General features: G+C 69.9%; 7 protein-coding genes. 4 read left to right on the forward strand and 3 right to left on the reverse strand.

Annotation, left to right across the window (positions count from 1 at the left end):
- The first annotated feature begins 141 nt into the window (after positions 1-141).
- The 3 genes from lpdA (at position 142) to OG876_RS40390 (ending at position 4,705) form a co-directional block, all read left to right on the forward strand.
- Positions 142-1,521: a dihydrolipoyl dehydrogenase gene (lpdA, locus tag OG876_RS40380; protein WP_328522015.1), complete on the forward strand. Its 1,380-nt coding sequence runs from the start codon at positions 142-144 to the stop codon at positions 1,519-1,521.
- Between the two features lie 139 nt (positions 1,522-1,660).
- The gene (sucB, locus tag OG876_RS40385; RefSeq protein WP_328522016.1) at positions 1,661-3,673 is read left to right on the forward strand and encodes a 2-oxoglutarate dehydrogenase, E2 component, dihydrolipoamide succinyltransferase; all 2,013 of its coding nucleotides are present in this window, start codon (positions 1,661-1,663) and stop codon (positions 3,671-3,673) included.
- A 141-nt stretch (positions 3,674-3,814) separates the two neighbouring features.
- Positions 3,815-4,705 carry a TIGR01777 family oxidoreductase gene (locus tag OG876_RS40390; protein WP_328522017.1) on the forward strand — a complete coding sequence of 297 codons (891 nt, stop codon included), beginning with the start codon at positions 3,815-3,817 and terminating at the stop codon, positions 4,703-4,705.
- 94 nt (positions 4,706-4,799) lie between these two features.
- Here OG876_RS40390 and OG876_RS40395 read toward each other — a convergent pair whose 3' ends face one another.
- Positions 4,800-7,349: a DUF222 domain-containing protein gene (locus OG876_RS40395; protein ID WP_328522018.1), complete on the reverse strand. Its 2,550-nt coding sequence runs from the start codon at positions 7,347-7,349 to the stop codon at positions 4,800-4,802.
- Positions 7,350-7,878: 529 nt separating this feature from the next.
- Positions 7,879-10,131 carry a protein kinase domain-containing protein gene (locus OG876_RS40400; protein ID WP_328522019.1) on the reverse strand — a complete coding sequence of 751 codons (2,253 nt, stop codon included), beginning with the start codon at positions 10,129-10,131 and terminating at the stop codon, positions 7,879-7,881.
- 130 nt (positions 10,132-10,261) lie between these two features.
- On the opposite strand from OG876_RS40400, the gene lipB reads away from it, so the two are divergent.
- Positions 10,262-10,978, forward strand: coding sequence for a lipoyl(octanoyl) transferase LipB (lipB, locus tag OG876_RS40405; RefSeq protein ID WP_442914061.1), 717 nt, complete (start codon positions 10,262-10,264; stop codon positions 10,976-10,978).
- Positions 10,979-11,615: 637 nt separating this feature from the next.
- Here the strand turns inward: lipB and OG876_RS40410 are convergent.
- On the reverse strand, positions 11,616-12,998 hold the full coding sequence (locus tag OG876_RS40410) for a sulfatase family protein (RefSeq protein WP_328522020.1): 1,383 nt from the start codon (positions 12,996-12,998) through the stop codon (positions 11,616-11,618).
- Positions 12,999-13,000: the final 2 nt, after the last annotated feature.

Raw genomic sequence — 13,000 nt, forward strand, 5'->3', positions numbered from 1 at the left:
TCCCCGGGCGAAAGCCGGCGTAACGGTTCCATCGGCGGCGTGCCCCGGCCCGGCGGTGGCTCCGATGGGGAGCGGTGGAAAGATGACGCCGGGCCGGAACCGCGATCCGGGGCCGCCCGACCGACACCCACGGAGGAACCTGTGACTGATAGCGGTACGACGTTCGACCTGGTGATTCTCGGTGGCGGCAGCGGTGGTTACGCCGCCGCACTGCGCGCCGCGACCCTCGGGCTGTCCGTCGCCATGGTGGAGAAGGACAAGGTCGGCGGCACCTGCCTGCACCGCGGCTGCATCCCGACCAAGGCGCTCCTGCACGCCGCGGAGGTGGCCGACTCGGCCCGCGAGGGTGAGCAGTTCGGCGTCCGGACGACGCTCGAGGGCGTCGACATGGGCGGCGTGAACAAGTACAAGGACGGCGTCGTCGACCGGCTGTTCAAGGGTCTGCTGGGGCAGGTCAAGGCCCGCGGCATCACCGTGATCGAGGGCGAGGGGCGGCTGACCTCCCCGACCACGGTGCAGGTCGGCGACACGACGTACACCGGCCGCAACATCATCCTTGCGTCCGGCTCCTACTCCCGTTCCCTGCCCGGCCTCGAACTCGACGGGCACCGGGTGATCGCGAGCGAGCACGCGCTGACGATGGACCGCGTGCCGGAATCCGCCGTCGTGCTGGGTGGCGGGGTGATCGGCGTCGAGTTCGCCAGCGCGTGGACGTCCTTCGGCACTGCCGTGACCATCGTCGAGGCGCTGCCGCGGCTCGTCCCGGCCGAGGACGCGGATTGTTCGAAGACGCTGGAGCGGGCGTTCCGGAAGCGGAAGATCGCCTTCAAGACGGGTACGTCGTTCGAGTCCGTCGCGGTGACGGATTCCGGGGTGCGCGTGACGGTCGCCGGCGGTGAGGTGATCGAGGCCGAGCTGCTGCTGGTCGCCGTCGGCCGTGGCCCGAACACCTCCGGGTTGGGCTACGAGGAGGTCGGCGTAGCGCTCGACCGCGGGTTCGTCACCGTGGACGCGACGCTGCAGACCAGCGTGCCCGGGGTGTACGCGGTCGGCGACATCGTGCCGGGGCTGCAGCTCGCGCACCGCGGGTTCCAGCAGGGCATCTTCGTCGCCGAGCACATCGCCGGGCTTTCGCCCACCCCGATCGACGAGGCCGGCATCCCGCGCGTCACCTACTCCGAGCCGGAGGTGGCGTCCGTCGGTCTGACCGAGGAGCAGGCCCGGACGAAGTACGGCGAGGTCGAGATCCTCAACTACAACCTCGGCGGCAACGGCAAGAGCCAGATCCTCAAGACGTCCGGCTTCGTCAAGCTGGTCCGCGCCAAGGACGGCGCCGTCGTCGGCCTGCACATGGTTGGCTCGCGCGTCGGCGAACTGATCGGCGAGGCCCAGCTGATCTACAACTGGGAGGCCTACCCGGCCGACGTCGCACCCCTCGTCCACGCCCACCCCACCCAGAACGAAGCCCTCGGCGAAGCCCACCTCGCCCTCGCCGGGAAGCCTCTGCACTTCCACGATTGAGATGCTCGGGCGCGTTGTGGGCCGCCCGAGTAGGTTTGAGGCCGTTGGGGGCGTGCGGGCGCCGTGACCCGGATCCCGCCCGCTCCGGCGGCACCGTAGGCTGACACTCGACCGATCAGACGAAGGAGCAACGACCGTCATGCCGACCTCTGTATCCCTGCCGGCCCTCGGGGAGAGCGTCACCGAAGGAACCGTCACCCGCTGGCTCAAGCAGGTCGGCGACACGGTTGCCGTCGACGAGCCCCTGCTGGAGGTCTCGACCGACAAGGTCGACACCGAGATCCCGTCCCCGGTCGCCGGCACCCTGCTGGAGATCAAGGCCGCCGAGGACGAGACTGTCGAGGTCGGCGCCGAACTGGCCCTCATCGGCGACGCCGGCGAATCCTCCGCCCCCGCCCAGGACGCCCCAGCAGAACAGCCCGCCCAGGCCGCTCCGGCTCAGGAGGCGCCGGCCGCAGAGGCCGCCCCCGCCCAGGAGGCTCCAGCCGCACAGGCCGCTCCCGCCCAGCAAGCGCCGGCGCAGGAGGCTCCCGCCGCACAGGCTGCTCCGGCCCAGGCCGCCCCAGCCGGGGAAGCCCAGGCCGCCCCGGCGAACTCCGCGGCCGCCCCAGCTGACCAGGCCCCCTCCGACTCGTCTTCGGCCGCAGCGGCCTCAGCCCCCGCAGCCTCCCCGGCCGCATCGGCACCCGCCTCCGGTGGCACCTCGGTAACCCTTCCCGCCCTCGGCGAGAGCGTCACCGAAGGCACCGTCACCCGCTGGCTCAAGCAGGTAGGCGACGACGTAGCCGTCGACGAGCCCCTCCTGGAGGTCTCCACCGACAAGGTCGACACCGAGATCCCGTCCCCCGTCGCCGGCAAGCTCCTCGAAATCAAGGTCGCCGAAGACGAGACCGTAGAGGTAGGCGCCGAACTAGCCATCGTAGGCACCGCCGACGCAGCCCCGGCCGCCTCGTCCGCCCCCGCGGCCCCCGCCGAAGCCCAGCCCGCCGCCCAGGCCCCGGCCCCGCAAGCCGCCCCAGCCCAGGCTGCCCCGGCTCAGGCCCCGGCCCCGCAGGCGGCCCCCGCGGCACAGGCTCCGGCAGCACAGGCTCCGGCCGCGCCGGCCGCCCCCGCCCAGGCTGCTCCGGCTCAGGCCCCCTCCGTCTCTGCTCCGGCCGCATCGGCACAGCCCGCAACCCAGGCCCCGTCGACCTCCACACCCCCCGCCGCGTCCCCGAACGGCTCCTCCTCCGACGCCCCGAACTACGTCACCCCGCTCGTACGCAAGCTGGCAGCAGAGCACCAGGTTGACCTCAACGCCGTACAGGGCACCGGCGTCGGCGGCCGGATCCGCAAGCAGGACGTGATCGCCGCCGCCGAAGCGAAGAAGGCCGCAGCAGCCGCACCCGCCGCGGCCCCGGCCGCCGCAGCCCCAGCGGCGAAGGCTCCGTCGATCAGCCCGCTGCGCGGCACGACCGAGAAGATGAGCCGGATCCGCAAGGCGATCGCGAGCCACATGGTCAACTCGCTGAAGGTCTCGGCCCAGCTGACCACCGTGGTCGAGGTCGACGTCACCGAGATCGCCAAGCTGCGGAACGCGAAGAAGGCCGAGTTCGAGGCCCGCGAGGGCGTCAAGCTGTCCTTCCTGCCGTTCTTCGCGCTCGCCGCGATCGACGCGCTGAAGCAGTACCCGAAGCTGAACGCGTCGATCGACGAGGAGGCCGGCGAGATCACGTACCACGCCGCCGAGCACCTCGGCATCGCCGTGGACGTGGAGAAGGGCCTGATGGTCCCGGTCGTGCACAACGCCGGCGACCTGAACATCGCCGGCCTGGCGAAGAAGATCGCCGACCTCGCCGAGCGCACCCGCACCAACAAGGTGCTGCCGGACGAGATGGCGGGCGGCACCTTCACCATCACCAACACCGGCAGCCGCGGCGCCCTGTTCGACACGCCGATCCTGAACCAGCCGCAGGTCGGCATGCTCGGCACCGGTGCCGTCGTGAAGCGCCCGGTCGTCATCACTCACCCGGACCTCGGCGAGACGATCGCGATCCGGCAGATGGTGTACCTGGCCCTCACTTACGACCACCGCCTGGTCGACGGCGCCGACGCGGCCCGCTACCTGACCGCCGTCAAGCAGCGCCTCGAAGAGGCCCAGTTCGACGTCTGATCCCGACCAGACAGCCGGCGCCGGTGTCCGTCTCGCTCGAGACGGGTACCGGCGCCTTGTCATTCGAACCCGAATACCTGCAACCGCAGCCAGTCCACGGCGCGACCCACCATGGACGCAGCTGATCAAGGAGCACGCTGGATGAAGTACGTCCTGGCCGGCGCATCCGGCTTCCTCGGCAAAGCCCTCGCCCGCGACCTGGTCACCGACGGCCACCAGGTCCTCCGACTGGTACGACGTACGCCCGCAAGCGCCGACGAAATCCGTTGGGACCCGGCCCGCGGCGACTTGGATCCGGCCGCACTCGGCGATCCCGACGTCCTAGTCAACCTGGCCGGTGCGAACATCGGCCGCCCGTGGACTCCGACGTACCGCACCCTCATCCGCGAGAGTCGCGTCAGCACCACCGCAACCCTCGCGGCCGTCGCCGGGCAACTCGAACGTCCGCCGGTCGTGATCACGCAGAGCGGGGTCGGCGGCTACGGGCTCGACTGCGGCGACCGCGTCCTGACCGAGGACTCCGAACTCGGTGAGGGCTTCCTGTCCGACGTCGTACGCCTCTGGGAAGGCGCCCTCGAACCCGCCCGCGCCGCCGGCAGCCGCGTCGCCGCCCTCCGCACCGGCGTCGTCCTCGACCGCAAGGCGCCCGCGTTCCAGCTCCTCTCGCTCCCCTTCCGCGTGGGTCTCGGCGGCCGCCTCGGCCCAGGCACCCAGTACTTCCCCGTCATCTCCCTCACCGACTGGCTCCGCGCCGTCCGCTTCGTCGCCGAACACGACGCCCTCAACGGCCCCGTCAACGCCACCCTCCCCGTCCCCGGCACCAACAACGAGTTCACCCAAGCCCTCGCCACCGCCCTCCACCGCCCCGCCTTCGTCCCCGTCCCCGCCTTCGTCATGAAAGCCGCCCTGGGCGAATTCGCCTGGGAACTCCTAGGCAGCAAACGAGCCATCCCCACCCGCCTCCAATCCCACAACTTCACCTTCCACCACCCCACCACCCCCACAGCCCTCTCCGCCGCCCTGACCTCCTAACCCACCACGCCCGCAGCCGCGGGGCCCGCAGACTGTGCTGTGTGGCGACCCTCCTGTGGGCGTCGCCAAGGTCGCTCCGGTTCAGCTGATCTCCTCACCGGCCGCCGTACGGAACGACCCCCGCACCATCACGCCACGGATCAGCCGGCCGAACGCCCCGAAGATCACTTGGTTGACCGCAGACCAAACCTCTCCCCTTCGAATCCGCGGGCTCACCTCCTGAGGTCGGCACCTCACCCCAGATGGCCAAACTCACCGCCTCCCGAACCGACAAAGGCGCCCCACTCCCAGCCCCCTCGCTGCCAGCCAGCAACAACCGCTGCAACATCCCTCCACGCACACCGCTAATGGCGAGGCCCGACGAGCTACGGACATCCGAGTCCGCACCGCTCCCCGGCGCGCATGCCGAGCCAAGTTCGGACGACAGCGGTCTCGAACTGAGCCCAGCCGCCGGGGTCGTCGACCCGACCTCAGCCGATGGGGTCGCCGAACTGAGCCCGGTCGATGGACTCGCCGATCCGAGCCCACTCGATGGATTCGCCGACCCAAGCCCGGCCGACAGACTCGCCGATCCGAGCCCACTCGATGGATTCGCCGACCCAAGCCCGGCCGACAGACTCGCCGATCCGAGCCCACTCGATGGATTCGCCGACCCAAGCCCGGCCGACAGACTCGCCGATCCGAGCCCACTCGATGGATTCGCCGACCCAAGCCCGGCCGACAGACTCGCCGATCCGAGCCCACTCGATGGAGTCGCCGAACTGAGCCCGGCCGATGGAGTCGCTGACCTGCGCCCGGCCGACGGACTCGCCGATCCGAGCCGACTTGATGGAGTCGCGGACCCGAGGCCGGCCGATGGAGTCGCTGACCTGCGCCCGGCCGATGGAGTTGTCGGGCCCAGCTCAGCCGGCGAGGACGTCCGGGACTGACCTGATGGGTCGTGTCCGGTGTGCGTTGGGGCCTTCCAAGATGGACCGGACAGGCTAGGTCCGACGTTCGCCGGATCCGTGCGGGATGAACCAGTCCGGGCCGGTCCTGCGAGCGGTGAGGCTGTGCGGGACGGACCGCACAAGATCGGTTCCGTCTGCGGCGAACTCATGCAGGAGAGACCGGACGAGCTTGGTCCGGTGGGCGGTGGCAGTTGGGCAGCCTGGTGCCGTGGTCGGCAGATGTCGGGCTGCCGGGCCGGCCGGAGGGCGTGTTGTGGTGGCGGGTCGGCCCAGGTGGGGCGGGCGACGTGGACCTCGCCGTCGGTGATGGTGATGATCCACTCGCCGGCGTGCAGGTCGACGTGGTGGCGACGGCACAGCAAGCACAGGTTGTGCACGGCGGTGGCACCGCCGTCGATCCAGGACTGCAAGTGGTGAGCGTCGCACTGCACCGGCGGCGCACCGCACACGACACAACCCCTGTCGCGGGCGTTCAGCGCGCGCCGCATCGCCCCGGTGACGAGCCGCTCGGCCCGCCCGACATCCAGCGGCTCCGACTTCGACCCCAACACCAACGGAATGACCTTCGCATCACACGCCAGCCGCCGGATCGTGGCCGCCGACAGCCCGTCGCCGTAGACGACATCGCCGATCGCATCCGCGGTCGCAGACTTCAGGTCCTGGAGGTCGATGGTCACGGTGATATTCGCCTTCGCCCCGAACCCCGGTATCCGCCCAGACCTGCCGGCCCCACTCGCCCCGTCCACATCCGCCGTACCGGCCCTGGCCGTCCTGTCCGCGTCCGCCGGACCGGCATCGGCCGCATCGGCATCAGCCGCACCCGTCGTGCGGGCGCCTGCTGTACTGGCTGCGGTCGTATCGGCTGCGGCGGTATGGGCTGGGGCGATGCCGGGTGGTGTTGTGCCGGTGTCGTAGGCGGTGGCGGCGAGGGTGAGGGCGGTGGTGAGGGCGTCGGCTTGGCGTTTGTCGCGGGGGCGGGGGTCGAGGTCGCCGGTGCGGGTGCGGTGGGGGCGGGCGCCGGCGTGGATGAGGGAGCGGAGGAGTTCGGCGTTTTCGTTGGCCAGGTAGCCGCGGAACTTCACGCCTCGGTCGGCTCCGGTCAGGGTCAGGGATTCGCGGGCGTAGGCCTGGTGTTCGTCGGGTTCGGGGCCGTCGGTGTCCAGGACGTCGCGGACGCGTTGGCCGGCCTTGCGCAGTTCGGCCGGGGACAGGTGGCGGGCCAGGCCGACGAGTTCGCGTTCGGCCACGTCGAGGTCCTCGACCGGGACGCTGTCGGGGACCTTCTCGAGCGCGGTCACGATCGCCTCGGCCTGAGCCGGGTACAGGAACCTGTCCGCCGCACCCGCGCCATTCGCCTCGTCCGGATCTTCGGGGTCGTCGGTCAACTTGTCGGGACTGTCTGCTGCGCCGTAGGGCGTCGGCAGGGCGGCCGACACGGCGGGGTACTTGGGCAGGGTTTGGGCGAGGCGGACGTCGCGGCGGGCTTGGGGGCGGTCGAGGCGGTAGCGGAAGGCGAGGAGTTGGGTGGTGTCGTGGGCGCCGATTTCTTGGGCGTAGCCGTCGTGGTCGAGGCCGGCGATGAGGTGGAGGCGGTAGGTCTGTCGGCGGGCGAGGTCGGCCTCGAGGGCGTCGAGAGCCGCGAGCTTTTCGCTGCCGCTCATCGACCATACCGGTCGCTCGCCGAGGAGTTCCATGTCGTCAACTCTAGACAAAGCCACCGACAATCTTCGAACCTAGAATCCCTTGTTTTGAAGGGATTCTGTTCATCCACAACGCATCGGCGACTGTCCACAAGCGTCGGATGTTGTGGACACCTGAAGGACGTTGCCTCAGGCAACATGAGACTCAGGCGAGTCGCTGCCGACGGTTCGGGCGGCAGATGACTCCAGTTGTTGGTGAACCATGCGCAGGCGACTCCGCTGGGCTGACGACAAGCGTCGACGGCCGAAAGCACATGCCGTAAGGGCGAGCCGAAGCCGCTCGCGGCGAACTCGATCACCAGCACGCACTCGATTGCCGGCGTGATCGGACGCGATCGGTGGCGGGCGCGACAGTGGCGGGTGCTCGGAGTGGGGGTGCGAGCGGTGGCGGGTGCGCGGAGTGGCGGGTGCGAGGGGTGGCGGGTGCGACGGTGGCGGGTGCGCGACGGTGGCGGGCGTGTGGGTGGCGGGGTGCGAGGGGTAGCGGGCGCGTGGGGTGACAGCGGTCGTTGCGGGCGGGGGCTCAGGCCGGGGTGATGGTGGTGATTCGCCAGGTGGGGGTTGTTCGGGTGGTGGTGAGGGTGATGAGGCGGGTTGTGGGGGTGCCGGGTGGGAGTGGGGTTGTGGTGCCGGTGTGGTCTATTGCTTGGCCGGCTGAGAGGTGGTCGGTGGTTTTGAGGGTGATGGTGGTGGGGGTTTGGTGGGTCACGATCGTTTTGTCGATCTGGATGCGTAGGCCTTGGATGCGGACGTTTTGTTTGAGGTATGAGGCGAGGAGTGCGCGGTCGGCGAGCCAGGGTGGGCTGCCGGGGACATAGATCTTGTCCAGTACTTCCGGGTTGAGTGTCCAGAACGCGTGTGCGCGTTGGGCATCTAGGTCTTGGAGGGTGAGCGCCCACCGGGCCGCGTCGGTGCGTGATGTGGTGGTCGGGGGCTTGATGGTCGACTGAGGGGTCGCTGGGCGGGTCGGTGTGGGCGGGGTTGTCGGCTGGGTGGCTGTTGGTGAGGTCGTGGGCAGGCTGGGTGCCAGTGAGCTCGCGGGGCCGGTGGGTGTCGTGTGGATTGCGGGTTGAGTGGGTGTCGGTGGAGTGGATTGAGTAGGTGTCCCTGGGGTTGTGGGGTGTGTGGATGTCTGTGGGGATGTGGGTTGGTTGGTCGCGGCGGTTGGGGTGGTGGGGGCGTTGAGGGCGCCGATTGTTGCTATGCCGATGGCTAGGACGATGACGGCTCCGAGGGCGGCTGCGGCGAGTACGCCGTACGCGGGGTGAGGTAAGCGTCGTCGTTCTGGTGAGGTTCTTGGGTGTAGGAGGCGGGACCACAGGGCGTAGGTGCGGCGCCAGGGGTGGCGATTGGTGCGCGGGCGGTTGGGCATGGTCGGCGTCACCAACGCGGTGGAGGCGGCTGTCGGGCTCGAAGCGAGCGCGGACGTTGGAGTGTGCGCCGGGCGCTGATCGCGTGGTGGGGTCTGGGCCGGCGCGAGGGCCTCGGCGGGCGCGGGGGTCGGCGTGGGCGATGCGCTCTGGACGGCGGCCGGGGTCCAAGCCTGTGTCGGAGTCGAGGTGAGTGACGGCGTGGAGGCGTCGGGCGGCAAGGTTGGTGCCGGGGGCCGGGCCTGTGCGGAGATCCAAGCCTGTGGCGGGGTCGAGGTAAAGGGCGGCGTCGAGGTGTCGGGCGCCGTGAAGGACGGCGTCGAGGTCCGTGCCGGGGTCGAGGCGTGGGGCGGCGGCGAGGTCCGTACCGGGGTCCAGGACTGTGCCGGGATCCAGGCCTGTGGCGGGGTCGAGGTAGAGGGCGGCGTGGAGGTGGGAGGCGGGGTTGAGGCGGGGGGCGGTGTTGTGGGGTGGGGCGGGGGCGGGGCGGGGGTCGGTGGGGTTAGGCGGGTTAGGGGGTTGATGGGGGGTGGGGTGGGGGTGCGGCGGGTGAGTTTGGGGCGGCGCAGGGGGCGGGGGCGGCGGGAGGGTTTGGGGAGAGGTTTGGTGGGGGCGGGTGGGCGAGGAGTGGTGGCTTGTGGGGGTTGGAGGGTGGGGGGTTTGGGTGGGGGTGGAGTGAGAGGGGTGCGGGAGCGTTGGAGGGGGTCGTCGGTGGTCGGGGGTTTGGTGGTCGTTGGGGGGCGGGGTGGGGTGGGGATGGTGTCGGGCAGGGTCGTGGGAGGGGTGGTGGGGTCTTCGGGGTAGGCCAGGTCGATGGGTTCGGGGGCGGCCAGGGTGAGGAGGCGGCTGGGGAGGTTGTGGGTGGTGAAGAGGTCGGGGGTGAAGGTGGTTGGGTCGCCGCCGGCTTGATGGGCGATGGTGGCGAGGGCTCGTAGGTCGTCGGTTGGACTGCCGGGGTGGAGGGCGGCGTCGGTGAGGACGGGGCGGCCGTCGGCGTCGAAGAGGGTGTCGGTGGGGGTCGGACTGCCGTGGGTCAGGCCGGAGCGGTGGAGGTGGTCCAGGGCTTCGGCGAGTGGGGTGAGGAGGGTGACGAGCTCGCCTGGTGAGAGGGGGCCGCGGCGGGTTCGGAGGGCGGTCAGGCTGCCGGCTACGACGTACTGGGTGATGAGGAGCCAGTCGGTGCCGGTCTCGCGGACCTCGAGGAGGCGGGCGATGTGCGGGTGGCGGATGCGTTGGAGGATGGCGATGTCTTCACGGAACTTCTCCTGGTCGGGGATCGCGGTGATCGGGATGCGTTTGAGTACGGCGTTGCGGCCGGTCGCGAGGTCGCGGACCTGCCAGACGGCGCCGGCGGATCCGGACCCGAGCTTCTTGCGGAGGCTGTAGCCGGCGATGTCGAGGTCCATGCCAAGAGAGTGCACGAATCGCCGGAACCGCCGCGGAAGTTATCCACAGACGGCATCGGGGTTCGGCGTACGGCGGTGGCCTGTGGATGGCGGCGTACGGCGGGATCGGGCGCCGCATACACTCGAAGGCGTGAGGGATATCAGGTATGTGGAGGCCGGGTTCGGCGCCGACGCGGTGGAGTACGAGGCCGCGTGGGCCGAGCAGCGGCGCCTGCACGCTGAAGTTGCCGAGGGCACCGGTTCGGATACGGTCATCCTGCTCGAGCACCCGCCGGTGTACACGGCGGGCAAGCGGACCGAGCCGCATGAGCGGCCGCTCGACGGGACGCCGGTGGTGGACGTCGACCGCGGCGGGAAGATCACCTGGCACGGTCCGGGGCAGCTGGTGGGCTACCCGATCGTGAAGCTGGCCTCACATGTGTACGTGGTGGACTACGTACGGCGCCTGGAGGAGGCGCTGATCGCGGTTTGTGCCGAGTTCGGGGTGAAGACCGGGCGGGTCAAGGGGCGCAGCGGGGTCTGGGTGGCGGCGGACGATCGCGGTCGGGAGCGGAAGATCGCGGCGATCGGGATCCGGGTCGCGCAGGGCGTGACGATGCACGGGTTCGCGTTGAACTGCGACAACGATCTGACGTGGTTCGATCGGATCGTGCCGTGTGGGATCTCGGATGCGGATGTCACCACGCTGTCCAGGGAGTTGGGGCGGGACGTGCCGGTGACGGAGGTGCTCGAGTCGGTGCGCCGGAATCTGGGTCGGCTGCTGGCGTGGGAGGAGTACGAGCGGAGTCCGGACATCGACCATCATGAGGAACCGCCTACGGCGATTACCTACGGGTTGACTGTCTGAAGGTCTTTGCTGCCGCCGCGTTTGTGCGTGTGTGCGGGTAGCTCCCATTCGGTGCTTTGCCGGTTGTTGTTCGGCTGATCCGTCGGTGCCTAGGCAAAGCACCGAATGTGAGCGGTTGTGGATGATGCCGTTCGTCTGGCGGGCGTGGGTTGTGGGTGCCGCAGCCCGTGTGGCGTGGGCCGGGTGGTCGCGCGGTTGGCGGTTGTGGCCGGAGCGTCCGTGTGCGGTGTGGTGAGTCGTCGGTTGTGAGCGGGGCGGGGTCATGGCGTGAGACCGCCGGATGCGGGCGGGGTGGTCGGCGCGGTTCTCGGGTTGTGGCCGGAGCGTCCGTGTGCAGGCCTGGTTGTGAGCGGGGCGGGGTCATGGCGTGAGACCGCCGGATGTGGGCGGGGTGGGCGACGCGGTTCTCGGGTTGTGGCCGGAGCGTCCGTGTGCAGGCCTGGTTGTGAGCGGGGCGGGGTCATGGCGTGAGACCGCCGGATGTGGGCGGGGTGGGCGACGCGGTTCTCGGGTTGTGGCCGGAGCGTCCGTGTGCAGGCCTGGTTGTGAGCGGGGCGGGGTCATGGCGTGAGACCGCCGGATGTGGGCGGGGTGGGCGACGCGGCGAGGCTGGCGACTGTGGGTGAGGTCCGCTTGGTTATGGGGCGGGGTGGGGTAATGGCGGGAGGCCGACCTTGGTTCGCCAGGTGGTGTGGAGGGTTTGTAGGTGGGTGGCGAGGGTGGGGTCGGTGGTGAAGTGGTTTTGTTGTTCGGCTAGGTCGTTGGTGAGGTTGGTCAGGGACCAGCCGTTGCCCATGGGGGCGTGTTCGTAGGTTTTGAGGTGTTGGGTGTCGGGGGTGTCGGCTACCCAGCTGAGTTTCCAGGGGCCGGAGCGGACTGCCCATTGGAATTCGCAGTCCCAGTGGAGGGTGTCGTGGGCAGTGTCCGTCTCGCCGGACAGCGCCGGCAGGATGTCCAGGCCGTCGGTCGCCTCGACAGTCGCGCCTGCGGCGGCGGCCAGGGTCGGGACTAGGTCGAGGGTGCTGACGAGGGCATCGGTACGGCGGCCGGCGGGGAGGTGGCCCGGCCAGCGCCAGAGCATCGGGACGCGGATGCCGCCGTCCCAGACTGTGTACTTGGTGCCGCGGAGCGGTGTGTTGTCGCCGAAGTTGCAGGTCGAGCCGCCGTTGTCCGTGGTGTAGACGACGATGGTGTTGTCATCGACGAGATCCAGCAGCCTGCCGATCTCGGCGTCCATCAATTCCAGTTGTGCGAGGTAGTACTCCCGGCCGTGCGGCAGGTTCGGCACGATCACGTCGTCGTACCACTCGGCGAAGGAGTTGTTGACGTCGGGCGTCCAGTCGCGGAATGCGGGTAGGCCGCGAGCCGCGAGTTCGGACTCGGGTAGTTGCCAGCAGAAGTTGTGTACGGCGTTGAACGCGAGCATGCAGAAGTACGGCCGCTCGTCCTCACCGGTGATGAACTCGGCCGCCCGCCGCCCGAACTCCGCGGTCAGGAAGCCCTCGTGCTCAACCGGCTCGTCCCCCGACAGCAACGGCTGGACCGCCATGTGATGCGCCGCGGGCTGCCCGTACGACGAGACCGCGTCCTCCGAATGATGCAGATAGTTCAGCCGCCCGAAGGACTGGCCGGCCAGCCCGTACAACGTCTCCTCGAACCCGTGATGCGGCGGACACGCCCGATCGCCGACGGCCTCTCCCCCATAGTGCACCTTGCCGAAGTACCCGGTTCGATACCCCTGATCACGCAGGATCTCCGCCAGCGTCGGTACGCCGTCCGGCGGGAACGCGGCCGAGTCGAACCACTGGCCACCCCAGCGCTGCTGATACTGCCCGGAGATGATCGCGGCCCGCGAAGGACTGCAGATCGGCGCGGTCACATACGCGTCGGTGCAACTCACCCCCTCCGCCGCGAGCCGGTCCAGCGCAGGCGTCCGGACATCGGCGTGAATCCCCTGGACGCCGCGATCGGCGTACCCATGGTCGTCCGAAACGATCAGCAGAATGTTGGGCGCGGACAAAG

The organism is Kribbella sp. NBC_00359 (genome assembly GCF_036097425.1).
Taxonomy (GTDB): domain Bacteria; phylum Actinomycetota; class Actinomycetes; order Propionibacteriales; family Kribbellaceae; genus Kribbella.